The sequence below is a fragment of the Rathayibacter sp. VKM Ac-2835 genome (genome assembly GCF_013266705.1).
Taxonomy (GTDB): Bacteria; Actinomycetota; Actinomycetes; order Actinomycetales; family Microbacteriaceae; genus Rathayibacter.
Window position 1 is genome coordinate 515,117 of the sequence record NZ_JABSNQ010000004.1, and the last position, 17,247, is coordinate 532,363.

The following is a 17,247-nucleotide window of genomic DNA, read 5'->3' on the forward strand; positions in this document are numbered from 1 at the left end:
TCGCTGGCCAGGCCGGCGCATGCGGGTCCGGTGCCCAACGCTTTGCCTCGAGAACGTGATGACCAGCCGAGAAGGAATCGGGTCCGACAGGTCCGCGCGGATCGAGTTCGAGGACCTCGCACACAGCGTCGTGGAGACATTCCTCAGCGAGATCGCCCGACGGATGGTGCTGACCGGCGAGGTCGATCCGGCGGTGACGAGTCCGTCCGATGTCTACGGACTCGCGATGTCGCGTCTGAGCGAGCACTTCGAGGCAGGTGCCGGCTTCACGTTCACCATCGATCACCGGTCCTCGACGCTCGAGTACGCCCGCAACTTCTCCCTCGAGGGCAGGGACGACTACTCGTTGGTCTTCTACGGCCTCTACATCGAACACACAGTGAACCTCGCCATTCGCGACCGTGCGATCCAGCTCGGTCTCACAGAGAACGAGGCAATAGATCTCATGCGGCGCTCACTTCCCGAGAAGACCGGGCTGACCTGGAAGCGTCTGTTCGACGAGGATTTCCCGCAGCAGTTGCGTGCCGACATCGTGACGGTCGCGAACCGAAGGAACGCGTTCGCTCACTACGAATGGCAGAACGACACGAGCTTGAAGCTGCTGCCGGCGGCGGTGGCAGCTCGACGCAAGACTGCCTTCGACGCAGCAGAGCGAGCTGCGTCGAGCTCGACGCCTACAGAGCACGACTCTTCGGAGTGAACGGCGTCGATCTCGACGGCTGGTTCCGCGAGCGGGAGGAGTCGCAGAGCTGAAGGCTCGCACCCTCCCACTCACCGCTCCGATCCCTTCACCATTCCGCTGTCCTCACCACAGCGAGTCGGCGGCAGGATGCTCCCGACCCAGTTCACCGAAGTCTTGAACCCCCGCTGATCAGGGCCGTCTGCGGCTCTGAGCACCCGCGGAGTCGGACGTCCGCCGTAGGGTGCAGTCATGCCCCGTGCCATGGCCGACCTCGACTTCCGCCGCCAGCAGTGGGAGCAGCGCTACGCGCCCCACGTCGCCCCGATCAACCGCTGGATCGACGAGCTGCGCAACCCCTACGACCGCGGCTGGCTCCCCTACGTCGCTCCCCTGCACGGCGGCACCGAGGCGCGGGTGCTCAGCATCCTGCGCGACCCCGGCCCCGGCACCGGGGACGGCGCCGGCAGCGGCTTCCTCTGCACCGAGAACGACGACGGCTCCGCCGAGCTGATGTCGCGCCTCCTCACGGACGTCGGACTGTCGCCGTTCGATCTCCTGCCCTGGAACGCCTACCCCTGGTACATCGGCAAGGCACCGACCGCGGAGCAGCTCGACGCCGGGATCCCGACGGTCCTGCACCTGCTCGACCTCGCGCCGAGCATCGAGGTCGTCCTGCTGCAGGGCGCCGACGCCGACCACGGCTGGCGCCGCCTGCTCCGCCTGCACCCCGGCATCGAGCGCGAGCGCGGTCTGGCCGTTGTGCGCACGTTCCACCCCTCGCCGCAGGCCCTCTTCACGAAGGACCCGGTCGAGCGGGCGGCGCGGGTGGCTCGGCGGGAAGCCGCCTTCGCAGAGGTCGCGGCCCTCCTGCGCTGAGCGGCCGCGTCACGCTCGCGAGGCGTCCGGAGGAACGACGAAGCCCTGACGAGAAGATGCTCTCATCAGGGCTTTCTGTCGGGCTGACAGGATTTGAACCTGCGACCCCTTGACCCCCAGTCAAGTGCGCTACCAAGCTGCGCCACAGCCCGTGGCAGTCCGGACCGAGGCCCGGGCAACTCGACTACCTTAGCGGATCGCGAGGCCGAGAGTGAAAACGAGCGTCGCCACGCGCACGTAGAATCTCGGGGGCGGTGGCCACCGGGTGGACCGGCCGGCAGGACCCGTCACAGGAGGCAGCAGCAGTGGACGCGCGGCAGAAGCGATCGCAGGTGGCCCTGCACCGAGCCATCATCGATCTGGCGACTGCCAGGGAGGTCTCGAGCCTCACGGTCTCCGAGATCACCGACCGCGCCGGCGTCAACCGCTCCACCTTCTACGCGCACGCCACCTCGGCCGCCGAGCTGCTCTGTGCGGCTCTCGCCGCCGAGCTCGACGCGATCCGCGACGAGTATCTCGACACCCTTCGCGCGGGAGCGGCGACCGACGCGACCATCCGGCAGGGCACGGCGCGGATCCTCGGACACCTCGAGGCGCGCCGCGACCTGTACCTGCGGGCGTTCGACGCTCCCGGCGGCGACTCCGGCGTCCGGGCGATGCTCGCGCTGCACTTCCGCGCCGCCGTGCTCGCCACCCTCGAGACCGGCACGCTCCAGCTGCCCGACGGCGACGACATCACCCCGTTCCTCGCGGACGGCACCGCCTCGTTCCTCGCCGCCGGCTCGACCGGACTCATGGAGGCGTGGCTGCGCCTCCCCGCCCCGCGCACCCCGGAGACCTACCTCACGGCGTACCGCCGCCTGCTGCCGTCCTGGTGGCCGTTCGCGACCCAGGACTGACGTCCGCGGGCATCGCTCCGTCACGAGCGGTCGGTCAGCGCGCGGAGCACGACCCTACGTGACCGATCGATCGCCGCACCCACGGGCTCGGGTGGATCTCGATACGCCCGCGCCGCGGGCTACTCGATCAGCATGGTGCACCCCACCATCCGCACGCCCCGCAGCCGCCGGCCCCCTTGCTGGTCGAGTAGCCCCGCAGGGGCGTTTCGAGACCACCGACCGTCAGCAGCCCTCGCGGCAGACCTCCGGCACGCAGAAACGCGTCCGGCTCGCGGGATCCGAGGATCCCCGCGAGCCGGACGCGGAACGACGAGCCGAAGCCGCCGGAGAGGACGAGCCTCAGCGCGCGCGCTTCTCCCGCACGCGCATGTTGACGTTCACCGGCGAGCCCTGGAAGCCGTAGATCTCGCGCAGGCGGCGCGCGATGTAGCGGCGGTAACCCGGGTCGAGGAAACCGGTGGTGAACAGCACGAATGTCGGCGGGCGCGAGGACGCCTGGGTGCCGAACAGCACGCGCGGCTGCTTGCCGCCGCGCAGGGGGTGCGGGTGCGCCGCGGTGAGCTCGGCGAGGAACGCGTTGAACTTGCCGGTCGGGATGCGGGTGTCCCAGGACTCGAGGGCGAGCTCGAGCGCGGGCACGAGCTTCTCGAGGTGACGCCCGGTCTTCGCGGAGATGTTGACGCGCGGCGCCCACGCCACGTGCGCGAGGTCCTTCTCGATCTCGCGCTCGAGGTAGCGGCGGCGCTCGTCGTCGAGGAGGTCCCACTTGTTGAACGCGAGCACGAGCGCGCGGCCCGACTCGAGCACCAGGTCGATGATGCGGACGTCCTGCTCCGAGATCGGCTCGGAGACGTCGATCACGACGACCGCCACCTCCGCCTTCTCGAGCGCGGTCGACGTGCGCAGCGACGCGTAGAAGTCGGCGCCCTGCTGCAGGTGCACGCGGCGGCGGATGCCGGCGGTGTCGACGAAGCGCCAGATCTTGCCGGCGATCTCGACCTGCTCGTCGACCGGGTCGCGGGTGGTTCCGGCCAGCTCATTGACGACGACCCGCTCCTCCCCCGCGGCCTTGTTCAGCAGGCTCGACTTGCCGACGTTCGGGCGGCCGAGGATCGCGACGCGGCGCGGGCCGCCGACCTCGCGCTTGGCGACGAGCGACTCGAGCGGCAGCTTCTCCAGCACCGTGTCGAGCAGGTCGGCGACGCCGCGGCCGTGCACGGCCGAGACCGGGTACGGCTCGCCGAGGCCGAGCGACCACAGCGAGGCGGCGTTCGGCTCCTGGCGCACGTCGTCGACCTTGTTGGCCGCGAGGAAGACGGGCTTCTTCGTCTTGCGGAGCAGCTTGACCACGTGCTCGTCGGTCGCGGTCGCACCGACGTTCGCGTCGACGACGAAGATGACGGCGTCGGCGAGGTCGATCGCGATCTCGGCCTGCATCGCGACGGAGGCGTCGATGCCGCGGGCGTCGGGCTCCCAGCCGCCGGTGTCCACGATCGTGAACTGGCGGTCGATCCACTCTGCCTTGTACGAGACGCGGTCGCGGGTGACGCCGGGGGTGTCCTCCACGACGGCCTCGCGGCGGCCGAGGATGCGGTTGACCAGCGCCGACTTGCCGACGTTGGGACGGCCGACGATCGCCACGACCGGCAGCGCCGGGAGGTAGCGGACCTCGTCGGGGTCCTCGCTCGCGTACTCGAGGAGGTCGCGGTCCTCCTCGTCGAGGTCGTAGTCCTCGAGTCCGCTGCGCAGCGCCTGGGCGCGCGAGGAGGCGAGCTGCTCGTCGAGATCGCCGAGGCGCTCGACGAGGTCGTCGTCTCCGAAGTTCAGCTCGTCGTCACCGACGTGCGTGTCCTGTGCCATGATCGGCCCTTGCTCTCGAAGTTCGGACCTCGGCGATGACCGCATCGACGGTCTGCTCGAAGTCGAGATGAGTGGAGTCGAGAAGAGTGACTCCGTCTGCGGCGTTCATGAAGTCCACCACCTGGGAGTCGGCGCGGTCCCTGGACCGCAGTGCCTGACCCGTCGCTTCAGCGGATTGCGTGGTGACTTCGCGCGAACGCCTCGCCATCCTAGCCTCTTCGCTCGCCGTCAGGAGGATCCGCACCCCGGCGGTCGGCGCCACGACCGTCGTGATGTCGCGCCCCTCGACGATGATGCCGGCCTTGCGGGTCTCGCCGATGATGCGGCGGAACAGCAGCGTGATCCTCCGGCGCACCTCCGGGACCTTCGCGACGGCGGACACCTGACCGGTCACGCGGGGCTCGCGGATCGCCGCGGTGACCTCGGTCCGGCCGACCCAGACCGAGTACGACTCGGGGTCGGTGCCGATGGAGTAGTCGAAGCCGTCGAGCGCGTCGACGATCGCGTTCTCGTCGGCGAAGTCGAGCCCGGTGTCGAGCCCGTGCCAGGCGAGCGCGCGGTACGCGGCACCGGTGTCGAGGAACTCGAAGTCGAGGCGGCGGGCGGCCTCGCGCGAGACGCTCGACTTGCCGCTGCCGGCCGGGCCGTCGATCGCGATGACGACCGCGTCGCCGAAGTCGGGTGCCTCGTCGGTGCGGGCGCCGCTCTCGCGCTCGGGCACGGCTCCCCCGTCCTCCGGGATGCTCTGCTGCGCGCGACGGGCGGGCGTCATGCGGTTCAGGCCGCCCTCCTGCCTGTTCTGCTCCGTGCTCATCCGGCGATCCTCCAGCCGCGTGCGGTCAGTTCCTCGGTCAGCGGGCCGACGGCCTCCGGCACCACCGAGATCTCGGCGAGGCCCACGCGGCGCCCCTCCGCATGCTCGAGGCGCACGTCCTCCAGGTTGACCCCGGCCTCGCCGATCTCGACGAACAGCCGGGCGAGAGTGCCCGGGATGTCGTCGACGAGGACGATCAGGGTGGAGAAGCGCTGGTCCTGGCCGTGCTTGCCGGGCAGGCGGGCGACGCCGGCGTTGCCCGCGGCGAGGTGCTCGGCGAGCAGGCGGCGGGCGCCCGGCGCGTCGAGGTCGCGCAGGGCGTCGGCGACCGCGGCGACGTCGTCGCGGAAGGCGTCGAGCACGGCGACCACGTGCTCGCGGTTCGCACCGAGGATCTGCACCCACAGCTCCGGGGCGGACGCAGCGAGCCGCGAGACGTCGCGCACGCCCTGGCCCGCGAGCCGCAGGGCGTCGTTGGGCGCGTCGACGAGGCGCTGCCCGAGCAGGGACGAGATCACCTGGGGTGCGTGCGAGACGAGGCCGACCGAGCGGTCGTGCTCCTCCGGGCCCATCTCGATGATGGAGCCGCCGAGGTCGAGCGCGAGCGCCTCGACCCGGGCGAGCGCGTCGGGCGGCGTCTCGCCGTCCCGGCAGATCACCCAGGGACGGCCGACGAAGAGGTCGCCGCGGGCCGCGACCGGGCCGCCGCGCTCGCGGCCGGCCATCGGGTGCGAGCCGATGTAACGGCTGAGGTCGAGCCCCCGGGCGCGCAGCTCGCGCAACGGCTGCATCTTGACGCTGGCGACATCGGTGACGACGGCCTCGGGGAAGGCAGCCAGCTCACGCTCGACGACGCCGGCGACGACGTCCGGCGGCACGCACACCACGATCAGCACGGGCCGGTCGGCGGCGGAGGCGGCGCGGCCGGCCCCGTAGTCGATGGCGAGCGAGAGGCTGGCCGGCGAGGCGTCGTCGAGGACGACGTCGACCCCGCGCGAGGCGAGGCCCAGACCGATCGACGCGCCGAGCAGGCCGGAGCCGACCACCCGCACCGTCCCCGTCGTCCGCATCGCGGGCGGGGCGGGGTGCAGGAGCTCATTCACCCCGACAGCCTACCGATCAGGCCGACGCCGCTTGTCCTGGCCGCTGCGCCGCACACCGGAGTCGGGTCGCTCGGCGCCGTTCGCGGAGGGGCGTCGCCGGTCCTGCGGCGGCGTCGCGCGGTCGTCGGAGCGCAGTGCGTCGGACGGACGCTCGCGCGGCCGCTCGTCGCGGCGACGCTCGTCGGAGCGACGGTCACCGCGGTCGTCGGTGCGGCGCTCAGACCGCTCCTCGGAGCGGCGCACCGGGCGGTCGTCCGATCGACGCTCGGGACGCTCCTCGGACCGACGCACGGGGCGGTCGTCCGAACGGCGCTCAGGCCGGTCCTCCGACCGACGCACGGGGCGGTCGTCCGAACGGCGCTCAGGCCGGTCCTCCGACCGACGCACGGGCCGGTCCTCGGATCGCCGGACGGGCCGGTCGTCCGATCGACGGACGGGCCGGTCGTCGGGGCGACGCTCAGGCCGCTCCTCGGATCGACGCACGGGCCGCTCCTCCGAGCGCCGCACCGAGCGCTCCTCTGTCCGCCGCTCCCCGCGCCCCTCGGTCCCCCGGTCGTCCGCCGTCTGCGGCCGCGGGCGCCGCGCGCCCGCGCTCGCCTGGCGCGTCGGCTCCGGCTTCTCCACCGGCGCCTCGCCGCCCTGCCGCGAGATGGTCAGCAGCGCACCGAGCTCGTCGCGGGTCAGGTCGCGCAGGTCGCCCGAGCGCAGCGAGCCCAGGTGCAGCGGGCCGAACTGCCGGCGCACCAGCTCGAGTACGGGGTGCCCGACCGCGGCCATCATCCGTCGGACGACGCGGTTGCGACCGGAGTGCAGCGTGATCTCCACGAGCGACGCGTTCGAGCGCCCCTCCGGCCGGCCGAGCAGCCGCGCCTTGTCGGCCGCGACCGTGCCGTCCTCCAGCTCGACGCCGGCGGTCAGCGCCGCGATGGTCTGCGGCAGCACCTGCCCGTGCACCTTCGCGATGTAGGTCTTGGTCACCCCGAACGACGGGTGCGCAAGCACGTGCGCCAGCTCGCCGTCGTTGGTCAGGACCAGGAGCCCCGAGGTCTCGGAGTCGAGGCGGCCGACGTTGAACAGGCGCTCCTCGAAGTTCTGCGTGTAGGTCCGGAGGTCCGGTCGGCCGTTCTCGTCCGACAGCGAGCTGACCACGCCGACCGGCTTGTTCAGCATCACGTAGCGCCGCGAGGTGTCCAGCTGCACGGCGACGCCGTCGACCTCGATCCGGTCGTTCTCGGGATCGATGCGGCGGCCGAGCTCGCTCGCGACCTCGCCGTTCACCCGGATCCGCCGCGCGACGATCATCTCCTCGACGACGCGGCGGGAGGCGACCCCCGCGGCCGCGAGGACCTTCTGCAGTCGTTCGCCCTCGGGCAATTCAGGCGCGCTCATCGAATCCGTTCCGTCCGTCGCTCAGTAGGGGGGAGATCTTCGGCAGCTCGTCGAGCGAGGCGAGGCCGAGATGGACGAGCAGCTGCTCGGTGGTGCCGTAGAGGACCGCGCCGGTCTCGGGGTCGCTGCCGACCTCCGCGATCAGGCCGCGGCCGAGGAGGGTGCGCGCGACGGAGTCGACGTTGACCGCGCGGATCTGGGCGACCTGGCCGCGGGAGATCGGCTGCTTGTAGGCGATCACCGCGAGCGTCTCGAGGGCGGCCTGCGACAGCTTCGTCGGGTTCTGGGTCAGCACGAAGTCCGAGACGACGGAGTCGTACTCGCGGCGCACGTAGACCCGCCAGCCGCCGCCGACCTCGCGCAGCTCGAAGCCGCGGCGGATGCCGCCGTCCGCGCCGTCGAAGTCCGCGGCGAGGCGCTCGACCGACTGCCGGACGACCGGGATCGGCCGGGAGAGCGCTGTGGCGAGCGCGGCGAGCGACTGCGGCTCGTCCGCGATCATCAGGATCGCCTCGACGGCGCGGTCGATCTCGAACGCGACGGTGCCGGGGCCCGCGACGCCCGCGGAGTCGGTGGTCGCGGATTCACTGGTCATAGTCGGCCCCCAGGTGCGCGAGGCTCGCGTCGGACCAGTTCTCGGCCACCCACTGCAGGGTCAGCTCGCCGAGCGGCTCCGGCTGCTCGAACGCGATCGCGGCGTGCCGGTAGAGCTCGAGCACGGCGATGAAGCGCGCCACGATCACGCCCTTCTCGTCCGCGTCGGCGACGAGCTCGCGGAAGGTCGCCGTCGTCCGCTCGCGCAGCACGGCCACGATGTACGCGGCCTGCTCCCGGATGCTGATCAGCGGGGCGTGCAGGTGGTCGAGGCCGACGGTCGGGATCTCGCGCGGCGCGAGCGCGAAGGCGGCCAGCGCCGCGAAGTCCTCCGGCGAGAGCGTCCAGACCAGCTCCGGCTTCTTCGCGCGGAACTCCTCCTCGAGCGGCACCTGGCGCACGTGCCGACCGGTCTCGGCGTCGATCCGCTCGGCGAACCACGCCGACACCTGCTTGAAGGCGCGGTACTGCAGGAGCCGGGCGAAGAGCAGGTCGCGCGCCTCGAGCATCGCGGCGTCCTCCGCGTCGACCAGCTCGCCCTGCGGCAGGAGCCCGGCGATCTTGAGGTCGAGCAGGGTCGCCGCGACGACCAGGAACTCCGAGGCTCGGTCGAGCCCTTCCGCCGTGTCGATGCCGTGCAGGTAGGAGAGGAATTCGTCCGTCACCGCGCTCAGCGCGATCTCGGTGATGTCGACCTGCTGCTTCGCGATCAGGCTCAGCAGGAGGTCGAAGGGCCCCTCGAAGTTCGACAGCGCGACGGTGAAGCCGCGGGAGACGGGGGCGGTGTCCGCCTCCTGGTCGAGCAGGAGCGCCTCAGGCGACCGCGCCACGCGAGATCAGCTCCCTGGCGAGCTTGCGGTACGCCTTCGCCGCGTTGTGCTCCGGCGCGAACGTGGTGATCGGCACCCCCGACACGCTCGCGTCGGGGAACTTCACCGTGCGTCCGATCACCGTCTCGAGCACGCTGTCGCCGAAGGCGTCGACGACCCGGTCGAGCACCTCCCGCGAGTGCAGCGTGCGCGAGTCGTACATGGTGGGCAGGATGCCGTCGAGCTCGATCACCGGGTTGAGTCGGTCGCGGACCTTGTCGATCGTCTCGATCAGCAGCGCGACGCCGCGCAGGGCGAAGAACTCGCACTCGAGCGGGATGAGCACGCCGTGACTCGCGGTCAGCGCGTTCACGGTGAGCAGGCCCAGCGACGGCTGGCAGTCGATCAGGATCACGTCGTAGTCGGCGCTGACCTTGCGCAGCACCCGGGCGAGGATCGTCTCGCGGGCGACCTCGTTGACGAGGTGCACCTCCGCGGCGGAGAGGTCGATGTTGGCGGGGATGATGTCGAGGCCCGGGACGCGGGTCGGGCGGATGGCCTCGCTCGGGTCCTTGACGGTGCCCAGCAGCAGGTCGTAGATCGTGATCGCGTCGTAGGTGGCGACGCCGAGACCGGCGGACAGCGCGCCCTGCGGGTCGAAGTCGATGGCCAGCACGCGGCGGCCGTACTCGGCGAGCGTCGCGCCCAGGTTGATGGTCGTCGTCGTCTTGCCGACGCCGCCCTTCTGGTTGCAGAGCGAGATGATGCGCGCGGGCCCGTGCCCGGTCAGCTCCACCGGAAGCGGGAAGTCGCGCAGGGGCCGGCCGGTCGGGCCGAGCGTCGGGGCTTCGAGACCGGTGAGCTCGGCCTTGTCGTCCGTCTTGCGTGTCACCTGCGTCGCCTCGCTTCCCGTGTCGGCGTGCGCTCCCGCGCGGCCTCCGTCGAGTGTACCGGCGGCCGTGCCCCTCCCCGCGGCGCCCCGCCCATGCTGATCGAGTAGCCGCGCAGCGGCGTATCGAGACCCGCCCCCGTCAGCGCCGCGCCCGCGGGTGCGCCGTCGTGTACACGTCGCGCAGCGTGTCCGCCGTCACCAGCGTGTAGATCTGCGTCGTCGCCACCGAGGCGTGGCCGAGCAGCTCCTGCACCACCCGCACGTCCGCGCCGCCCGCGAGCAGGTGCGTCGCGAAGGAGTGCCGGAACGTGTGCGGCGAGATCTCCCGATCCAGCCCCGCCTTCTCGGCGACCGCGCGGATCACCAGCCACGCGCTCTGCCGCGACAGCCGGCTCCCGCGCACCCCGAGGAACAGCGCCGGCGTCGCCCGCCCGCGCCGCGACAGCTCGGGCCGTGCCCGCACCAGGTAGTCCTGCACCGCCTCGCGCGCGAAGCCGCCCAGCGGCACCATCCGCTGCTTCGAGCCCTTGCCGGTCAGCCGCACCACCTCCGAGTCGACGACGTCGTCGACGCTCAGGTCCACCGCCTCCGAGATGCGCGCCCCCGTGGCGTAGAGCAGCTCCAGCAGCGCCCGATCGCGCAGCTCCGACAGCTCCTCGCCCCGGGCCGCCTCGAGCAGCGACGCCATCTGCTCGACCGTGATCGCCTTGGGCAGCGTCATCGGCAGCTTCGGCGGCACCACGTCGTGGGCGACGTCGTCGGCGACGTGTCCCTCCTCCAGCGCGAAGCGGTGCAGCCCGCGCACGCTCGAGAGGATCCGCGCCCGCGAGCTCGCCGCCAGCGGCCGCTCGGCGCGCGCCGCCAGCCAGGACGCGAACGCCCCCACGTCGGAGCGCCGCAGCGCCGCGAGATCCGAGACCCCGCGCTCCTCCAGCCAGCCGAGGTACAGCCCCAGATCGCGCCGGTACGCCGCGATCGTGTGCGCCGAGAGTCCGCGCTCGACGCTCGCCTGCCGGAGGAAGGCGTCGGCGATCGCGGGCGGGGTCACCCCCGGCGGACCCGCGGGTGCCGCGTCCACGGCGAGGAGGCGTCGCCGAGCCCGGCCCAGCCGCGCGCGCGGAAGGCGTGCGCCGCGAGGACCGCGATGCACAGCGACGGGTTCTGCACCCGCCGCGAGAGCACGGCGTCGACGGCCTCGTCGAGCGCGACCCAGCGCAGCTCCATGTCGGCCTCCTCCGCCTCGCGCTCGAAGGCGGCGTCGGTGGCGGAGAGGTCCCGCGCCAGGTAGATGCGGATCACCTCGTCGCTGCCGCCGGGCGAGGTGGCGAACTCCGAGAGCAGGTCCCAGCGGCCGGCCCGCAGGTCGGTCTCCTCCCCCAGCTCGCGCTGCGCGGCGACGAGGGCGTCCTCCCCCTCGATGTCGAGGAGGCCGGCCGGGATCTCCCACTCGCGGGTGCGCACGGGGTGGCGGTACTGCTTGATCAGCGCGACGCGGTCCTCCTCGTCCAGCGCGAGCACCGCGACGGCGCCCGTGTGGTCGAGGAACTCGCGGCGCAGCTCGCCGTCACCGTAGCGGAAGGTCTCGGCGCGGACGCCCCAGACCATGCCGTCGAAGACGCGCTCGCTGGTGAGGATCTCGGGCTCGACCAGCTCGTCCGAGAGCGGTCCGTCCGTGTGGAGCTCGGGCGCGTCAGTCATCGGAGCCGGCCTCCGAGGCCGGGAACAGTCGCGACGCCTCCTGGCGCTCCAGCGCCGCGGTCACGAGCCCCTTGAACAGCGGGTGGGCGTTGTTCGGCCGCGAGCGCAGCTCGGGGTGCGCCTGCGTGCCGACGTAGAACGGGTGCTTCTCCCGCGGCAGCTCGACGTACTCGACGAGGCTGCCGTCCGGCGAGGTCCCGGAGAACCACAGCCCGGCCTCGGCGATGCGGTCGCGGTAGCCGTTGTTCACCTCGTAGCGGTGGCGGTGGCGCTCCGCCGCCTGCGGCGCTCCGTACACGTCGGCGACGATGGAGCCCTCGGCGAGATCGGCCGTGTAGAGCCCGAGCCGCATCGTGCCGCCCATGTCGCCGGCGGCGAGGATCTCGACCTGCTCGGCCATCGTGGCGATGACGGGGAACTCGGTCTCCGGGTCGAACTCGGACGAGGACGCGCCCTCGAGCCCGGCCTCGTTCCGCGCGTACTCGATCACCATGCACTGCAGCCCCAGGCACAGCCCCAGGGTCGGGATGCCGTTCTCCCGGGCGAAGCGCAGCGCGCCGAGCTTGCCCTCGATCCCGCGGATGCCGAAGCCGCCGGGGACGCAGATGCCGTCGAGCTCCGACAGCGTCTTCGCCGCCGCTTCCGGGTCCTCGAGTCCATCGGAGGCGATCCAGCGGATCGCGACCTTGGTCTGCTGCGCGAAGCCGCCGGCCCGCAGCGCCTCGGTCACCGAGAGGTAGGCGTCGGGCAGGTCGATGTACTTGCCGACCAGGCCGATGGTCACCTCGTGCTTGGGCTCGTGCACGGCCTCGAGCAGCTGCGACCAGCCGTCCCAGACGACCTCGCCGGCCGACAGGTCGAGCTGGTCGATGATGTACGAGTCGAGTCCCTGCTCGTTGAGCATCGAGGGGATCTCGTAGATGGAGGCCACGTCCTTCGCATTGACGACGGCCTGCTCGTCGACGTCGCACATCAGCGCGATCTTGCGCTTGTTCGACTCCGACACCGGCCGATCGCTGCGCAGCACGAGCGCGTCCGGCTGGATGCCGATCGAGCGCAGCGCGGCGACGGAGTGCTGGGTCGGCTTGGTCTTCTGCTCCCCGGACGCGCCCATGAAGGGCACGAGCGAGACGTGCACGAAGAAGACGTTGCGGCGGCCGAGCTCGTGGCGCACCTGGCGGGCCGACTCGATGAACGGCTGCGACTCGATGTCGCCGACGGTGCCGCCGATCTCGGTGATGATCACGTCGGGCTGCGGGTCGTCCTCGGCCTGCAGGCGCATCCGGCGCTTGATCTCGTCGGTGATGTGCGGGATGACCTGGACGGTGTCGCCGAGATACTCGCCCGCCCGCTCGCGCGCGATGACGCGCGAGTAGATCTGACCGGTGGTGACGTTCGCCGCCTGGTTGAGGTTGATGTCGAGGAAGCGCTCGTAGTGCCCGATGTCGAGGTCGGTCTCCGCGCCGTCGTCGGTCACGAAGACCTCGCCGTGCTGGAACGGGTTCATCGTCCCGGGATCCACGTTGAGGTACGGGTCGAGCTTCTGCATCACGACGCGCAGTCCGCGCGCGGTGAGCAGGTTGCCGAGGCTGGCGGCCGTCAGGCCCTTGCCGAGCGAGGAGACGACGCCGCCCGTGACGAAGATGTGCTTCGTGACCTTCGCGGGGGCGGTGTCGCGCCCGGCCGCAGAAGTGTCGGAAGAGGAAGAGGAAAGGCCCGAGTTCGAATTGTCCACCACGGGGTTCCACCGTAACAGCAGAACCGGGCCCGAGCGCCGCCCCGGCCGATTTCGCACCGGTCGGGGGGCGGCGCTCCGGCCGCGCTCAGCGGCGGCGGCTCGATTCGAGCAGCTCCCGCGCGTGCGCCAGGGCGTTCTCGGAGTCGGTCAGACCGGACAGCAGGCGCGCCATCTCGGACACCCGCTGCTCGGCGTCCAGCTGGGTCACCGCGCTCGAGGTGACCGAGCCGTCCGAGCCCTTCTCGACCCGGAGGTGGTTGGTGGCGAACGCCGCGACCTGGGCCAGGTGCGTCACCACGATGACCTGCGACGTCTCGGCGAGCCGAGCGAGTCGGCGCCCGATCTCGATCGCGGCCGCGCCGCCGACCCCCGCGTCGACCTCGTCGAAGACGAAGGTCGGCACCGGATCGTTCGCCGCCACCACGACCTCGATCGCGAGCATCACCCGCGAGAGCTCTCCCCCGGAGGCGCCCTTCGCCAGCGCGCGCGGAGTGGCGCCGGTGTGCGGCTGCAGCAGCATCTCCACCGTGTCGCGTCCGTGCACCGTCGGCTCGTTCGCGCTGCCGACCTGCACGTGCAGGCGGGCGTCCGCCATGGCCAGGGCGGTCAGCTCGTCGCTGACGCGCGCCCCCAGCTCGGCGGCGGCGGCGGTCCGGAGCTCGGTGAGCCGGTCCGCGAGCCGCTCGACCAGATCGGCGTCCGCGGCCGTGTCGGCCTCGAGGGCCGCGATCCGCTCGTCGTCGCCGTCGAGCTCGAGCAGGCGCAGGCCGGAGGAGTCGACCAGGTCGAGCACGTCGTCCAGCGTGGGCCCGTAGGTGCGCGCGAGTGCCGAGAGCTCCGCCCGGCGGTTCTCGATCAGCTCCAGGTCGTGCGCGCCGTCGAGGTCGAGCTCGGCGAGGTAGGAGGAGAGGCCGGCTGCGACGTCGCCGAGCAGCACCGACGCCTCGCCGAGGGTCTGCGTGAGCGGCTCCAGCGCCGCATCGTGCTCGGCGGCGCGCTCGAGCACCCGGCGCGCGATCTCGACGAGTCCGAGGGCGTCCCGGCCGTCGAGCTCCTCCGAGGACACGGCCTCGCGGGCCTCGCCCGCGGCGATGCGCAGCTGCTCGATGCTGCCGAGCCGCTCGGACTGCGTCGAGAGCTCGACGTCCTCGCCGCGCTGCGGGGCGACCACCTCGATCTCGGCGAGGGCGCTGCGGAGCCGCTCCGCCTCGCGTGCCCGCGATTCGCGCGCCGTGGTCAGCTCGTCGAGCTCCTCGCGGTTGGCCCGCCAGCGCTCGAAGGCGCTCGCGTAGTCGCGCAGGGCCTCTCCCAGCTCGGGTCCGCCGAAGCGGTCGAGCGCGTCGCGCTGCGCGGCGGCCGAGCGGAGCCGGATCTGATCGGACTGCCCGTGCACGACGACCAGCTGGTCCGCGAGCTCGCTGAGCACGCTGACCGGTGCACTGCGGCCGCCGACGACGGCGCGGCCGCGCCCCTCGGCCGACACCGAGCGGGCGAGCAGCAGCTCCGGGCCGTCGAGGTCGCCGCCGGCGTCGTGGACGCGGTCCGCGACCGCGCCCTCCTCGGGTACGAGCCAGCGGCCCGACACCCAGGCCTGCTTGCTGCCGGAGCGGACGGCGGACGCGTCGGAGCGCGCGCCGAGCACGAGGCCCAGGGCGGTCACGACCATGGTCTTGCCCGCACCGGTCTCGCCGGTGACGGCGGTGAATCCCGGTCCGAGCGGGAGGGTCGCCTCGGCGATGACACCGAGGTCGCGGATCTGCAGCTCTTCGAGCATGCGGCTACTCCGTCTCCGCCGACCCCCGCCATCCGCGGATGGGGAGACCGAACTTCTGCACGAGGCGATCGGTGAACGGGGCGTCGTGCAGGCGTGCGAAGCGCACCGGCACGGGCGACCGGCGGTAGATCACCCGCGCCCCGGGCGGAAGCTCGTAGGTGCGCCGGCCGTCGGCCCACAGCACGCCGACACCGTCGGTGCGCTCCTTCACCTCGACCGCGAGGCTGGAGTCCGGCCCCACGACGAGCGGGCGGGCGAACAGCGCGTGCGCACTGAGCGGCACGAGCAGCATCGCCTCGAGGGTGGGCCAGACGACGGGACCGCCACCGGAGAAGGCGTAGGCGGTCGAGCCGGTGGGCGTCGACACGACGATGCCGTCGCAGCCGAAGCTGGAGAGCGGGCGGCCGTCGACGCCGACCATCACCTCGAGCATCCGCTCGCGGCTGCCCTTCTCGACGGTCGCCTCGTTGAGCGCCCACGTCTCGTAGACGACCGCGTCGTCGATCTTGACGCGCACCTGCAGCGTCATCCGCTCCTCGACGGCGTAGTCGCCGTCCAGAGCACGGGCGACCGCGTCGTCGAGGTCGTCTCGCTCGCTCTCGGCGAGGAAGCCGACATGGCCGAGGTTCACGCCGAGAAGCGGGGCCACCCCGGTCCGCACGATCTCGGCGGCACGCAGAATGGTGCCGTCTCCGCCCAGGACGAAGACCAGCTCGATCTCCTCCAGCGGGACGTCGACGCCGAGCACGGCGACGTCGCTCAGCTCGGGAGCGTTCCGGACGATGTCGCCCTTGTCGTCGGCGCAGAGCACGGGCCGGGCACCGGACCCGCGGAGGCGTCCGACCACGAGGATCGCCGCGTCGAGGGAGTCCGCCCGTCCGGTGTGGGCGATGACGAGGATGTTGCGCTCGCCAGGAGGGGACTGCATCGAGTGGGTGTCCTTCGGGTCGATCGACGGCGGCGGACACGATCGCGTCATCCGAGGGTGAGCGCGGTGACCGCGTCCCTCCATTCTGTCGGAATCGTTCCGCGGTCGCGGTGGAGGTGCACCAGATACTCCTGATTCCCAGCGCCACCCGGGAGCGGCGAGGCGATCAGGCCGACGACTCCGAGCCCCGCGTCCCACGCGGACCACAGCACGTCCGAGAGCGCCTCGCGCCGGAGCTCGGGATCGCGGACGATCCCCTCCTTGATGCCCAGGCGCCCCACCTCGAACTGCGGCTTCACCAGCACGACGAAGTCGGCGGTCCGCGCGACGGATGCGGCGACGGCCGGGAGCACCATCGACAGGGAGATGAAGGAGACGTCGGCGACGACGAGGTCCGGGACGGTGTCGGATCCTGAGGCTGCTGCGAGCGACGTCGCCGTCATCTCACGCGCATTGAAGCCCTCGACGACGTGCACTCGCTCATCCGATCGGATCCGAGGAGCCAGCTGCCCGTGTCCGACATCGAGCGCGATCACCGACGCGACTCCGCGTTCCAGGAGGACCTGGGAGAAGCCGCCCGTGGAGGCGCCGACGTCGAGCGCGTCCGACCCCTCCACCTCCACCGTGGGGAAGGCGTCCAGTGCGGCGATCAGCTTGTGTGCCGCCCGGCTGACGTAGTGATCGAGGGAGGCCACCGCGATCTCCTGGTCCGGACGCACTCGGATCGACGGCTTGAGCGCCGGCGCACCGTCCACCGTGACGACGCCGTCGGCGATCAGCCGTGCCGCATGCACTCGCGACCGCGCGATGCCCCTGGTGGCGAGGGCGGTGTCGAGACGCTGATCCTCGATGTCGCTCATCGGGCGGAGTCCCCGCCCTCGAGCCGGACGCGCAGCTGCTCCTGCAGTTCCGCATAGGCGGCCGCCCGGGACTGCAGGGGCGACTGCTCGATGTCATCGAGACGATCGCCGAGCTCGACGCGCTCGCTTCCGGATGCGCGGTCCTCGGACATCGTCACTCCTCACGGCGCCGCGTCGAGCGGCTGGCGGCTCTCGTGGAGAACCTCTGGTTAAACAGCGATGGCCACCCATTTCTGGGTGGCCATCGTGAATTTGTGTCCGGCGGTGTCCTACTCTCCCACAGGGTCCCCCCTGCAGTACCATCGGCGCTGAGAGTCTTAGCTTCCGGGTT

16 protein-coding genes, 1 tRNA gene and 1 pseudogene are annotated in these 17,247 nt (G+C 71.9%); 3 read left to right on the forward strand and 15 right to left on the reverse strand.

The annotated features are described in order from the left end of the window. Window positions 1-55: 55 nt before the first annotated feature. A complete protein-coding gene (locus HRK28_RS18915) occupies window positions 56-700 on the forward strand; it encodes a hypothetical protein (RefSeq protein WP_173252670.1) in 645 nt (214 codons plus the stop codon). Between the two features lie 231 nt (window positions 701-931). Further along, window positions 932-1,558, forward strand: coding sequence for a uracil-DNA glycosylase (locus HRK28_RS18920; protein WP_173252671.1), 627 nt, complete (start codon window positions 932-934; stop codon window positions 1,556-1,558). A 78-nt stretch (window positions 1,559-1,636) separates the two neighbouring features. Here HRK28_RS18920 and HRK28_RS18925 read toward each other — a convergent pair. Next, a tRNA-Pro gene (locus HRK28_RS18925) sits at window positions 1,637-1,710 on the reverse strand. 180 nt (window positions 1,711-1,890) lie between these two features. Here HRK28_RS18925 and HRK28_RS18930 point away from each other — a divergent pair. Beyond that, entirely contained in the window at window positions 1,891-2,457 is a 567-nt protein-coding gene (locus HRK28_RS18930; RefSeq protein WP_160090188.1) for a TetR family transcriptional regulator, read from the forward strand. Between the two features lie 339 nt (window positions 2,458-2,796). Here HRK28_RS18930 and der read toward each other — a convergent pair whose 3' ends face one another. The 14 genes and pseudogenes from der to HRK28_RS19000 all read right to left on the reverse strand — a co-directional run bounded on the left by der (window position 2,797) and on the right by HRK28_RS19000 (window position 17,068). Next, window positions 2,797-4,317 carry a ribosome biogenesis GTPase Der gene (gene der / locus HRK28_RS18935; protein ID WP_160090190.1) on the reverse strand — a complete coding sequence of 507 codons (1,521 nt, stop codon included), beginning with the start codon at window positions 4,315-4,317 and terminating at the stop codon, window positions 2,797-2,799. Further along, window positions 4,292-5,131 (reverse strand): (d)CMP kinase, encoded by an 840-nt coding sequence (cmk, locus tag HRK28_RS18940; protein ID WP_254304994.1) that lies wholly within the window; start codon window positions 5,129-5,131, stop codon window positions 4,292-4,294. Before cmk ends, der begins: the two co-directional genes overlap by 26 nt. Further along, window positions 5,128-6,201, reverse strand: a complete 1,074-nt coding sequence (locus tag HRK28_RS18945; RefSeq protein WP_160091376.1) for a prephenate dehydrogenase — start codon at window positions 6,199-6,201, stop codon at window positions 5,128-5,130. Before HRK28_RS18945 ends, cmk begins: the two co-directional genes overlap by 4 nt. Before the next feature lie 672 nt (window positions 6,202-6,873). Then, window positions 6,874-7,623 (reverse strand): annotated as a pseudogene (locus HRK28_RS20355) (pseudouridine synthase); the annotation flags it as partial. Then, window positions 7,610-8,218 (reverse strand): SMC-Scp complex subunit ScpB, encoded by a 609-nt coding sequence (gene scpB, locus HRK28_RS18955; protein ID WP_160090194.1) that lies wholly within the window; start codon window positions 8,216-8,218, stop codon window positions 7,610-7,612. The gene scpB and the pseudogene HRK28_RS20355, both read right to left, overlap by 14 nt. Next, a complete protein-coding gene (locus HRK28_RS18960) occupies window positions 8,208-9,047 on the reverse strand; it encodes a ScpA family protein (protein ID WP_123706605.1) in 840 nt (279 codons plus the stop codon). The genes scpB and HRK28_RS18960 overlap by 11 nt, the downstream gene beginning before the upstream one ends. Next, the gene (locus HRK28_RS18965; RefSeq protein ID WP_123446039.1) at window positions 9,031-9,918 is read right to left on the reverse strand and encodes a ParA family protein; all 888 of its coding nucleotides are present in this window, start codon (window positions 9,916-9,918) and stop codon (window positions 9,031-9,033) included. The genes HRK28_RS18960 and HRK28_RS18965 overlap by 17 nt, the downstream gene beginning before the upstream one ends. Window positions 9,919-10,057: 139 nt before the next feature. Continuing rightward, on the reverse strand, window positions 10,058-10,996 hold the full coding sequence (gene xerD / locus HRK28_RS18970) for a site-specific tyrosine recombinase XerD (RefSeq protein WP_244231635.1): 939 nt from the start codon (window positions 10,994-10,996) through the stop codon (window positions 10,058-10,060). Further along, on the reverse strand, window positions 10,963-11,616 hold the full coding sequence (locus HRK28_RS18975) for an NUDIX hydrolase (protein WP_173252673.1): 654 nt from the start codon (window positions 11,614-11,616) through the stop codon (window positions 10,963-10,965). Before HRK28_RS18975 ends, xerD begins: the two co-directional genes overlap by 34 nt. Then, window positions 11,609-13,354 carry a CTP synthase gene (locus HRK28_RS18980; protein WP_160090200.1) on the reverse strand — a complete coding sequence of 582 codons (1,746 nt, stop codon included), beginning with the start codon at window positions 13,352-13,354 and terminating at the stop codon, window positions 11,609-11,611. Before HRK28_RS18980 ends, HRK28_RS18975 begins: the two co-directional genes overlap by 8 nt. Before the next feature lie 85 nt (window positions 13,355-13,439). Next, on the reverse strand, window positions 13,440-15,128 hold the full coding sequence (gene recN, locus HRK28_RS18985) for a DNA repair protein RecN (protein ID WP_160090202.1): 1,689 nt from the start codon (window positions 15,126-15,128) through the stop codon (window positions 13,440-13,442). A 4-nt stretch (window positions 15,129-15,132) separates the two neighbouring features. Continuing rightward, a complete protein-coding gene (locus HRK28_RS18990; protein WP_217274889.1) occupies window positions 15,133-16,056 on the reverse strand; it encodes an NAD kinase in 924 nt (307 codons plus the stop codon). A gap of 47 nt (window positions 16,057-16,103) precedes the next feature. Further along, the gene (locus HRK28_RS18995; RefSeq protein WP_173252675.1) at window positions 16,104-16,916 is read right to left on the reverse strand and encodes a TlyA family RNA methyltransferase; all 813 of its coding nucleotides are present in this window, start codon (window positions 16,914-16,916) and stop codon (window positions 16,104-16,106) included. Beyond that, window positions 16,913-17,068 (reverse strand): hypothetical protein, encoded by a 156-nt coding sequence (locus tag HRK28_RS19000; protein ID WP_173252676.1) that lies wholly within the window; start codon window positions 17,066-17,068, stop codon window positions 16,913-16,915. Before HRK28_RS19000 ends, HRK28_RS18995 begins: the two co-directional genes overlap by 4 nt. Window positions 17,069-17,247: the final 179 nt, after the last annotated feature.

Coding starts and splice junctions, on each gene's coding strand:
- HRK28_RS18920 (WP_173252671.1), top strand. CDS start 932: ATGCCCCGTGCCATGGCCGACCTCGACTTCCGCCGCCAGCAGTGGGAG.
- der (WP_160090190.1), bottom strand. CDS start 4,317: ATGGCACAGGACACGCACGTCGGTGACGACGAGCTGAACTTCGGAGAC.
- cmk (WP_254304994.1), bottom strand. CDS start 5,131: ATGAGCACGGAGCAGAACAGGCAGGAGGGCGGCCTGAACCGCATGACG.
- HRK28_RS18945 (WP_160091376.1), bottom strand. CDS start 6,201: ATGCGGACGACGGGGACGGTGCGGGTGGTCGGCTCCGGCCTGCTCGGC.
- scpB (WP_160090194.1), bottom strand. CDS start 8,218: ATGACCAGTGAATCCGCGACCACCGACTCCGCGGGCGTCGCGGGCCCC.
- HRK28_RS18975 (WP_173252673.1), bottom strand. CDS start 11,616: ATGACTGACGCGCCCGAGCTCCACACGGACGGACCGCTCTCGGACGAG.
- recN (WP_160090202.1), bottom strand. CDS start 15,128: ATGCTCGAAGAGCTGCAGATCCGCGACCTCGGTGTCATCGCCGAGGCG.
- HRK28_RS18990 (WP_217274889.1), bottom strand. CDS start 16,056: ATGCAGTCCCCTCCTGGCGAGCGCAACATCCTCGTCATCGCCCACACC.
- HRK28_RS18995 (WP_173252675.1), bottom strand. CDS start 16,916: ATGAGCGACATCGAGGATCAGCGTCTCGACACCGCCCTCGCCACCAGG.
- HRK28_RS19000 (WP_173252676.1), bottom strand. CDS start 17,068: ATGTCCGAGGACCGCGCATCCGGAAGCGAGCGCGTCGAGCTCGGCGAT.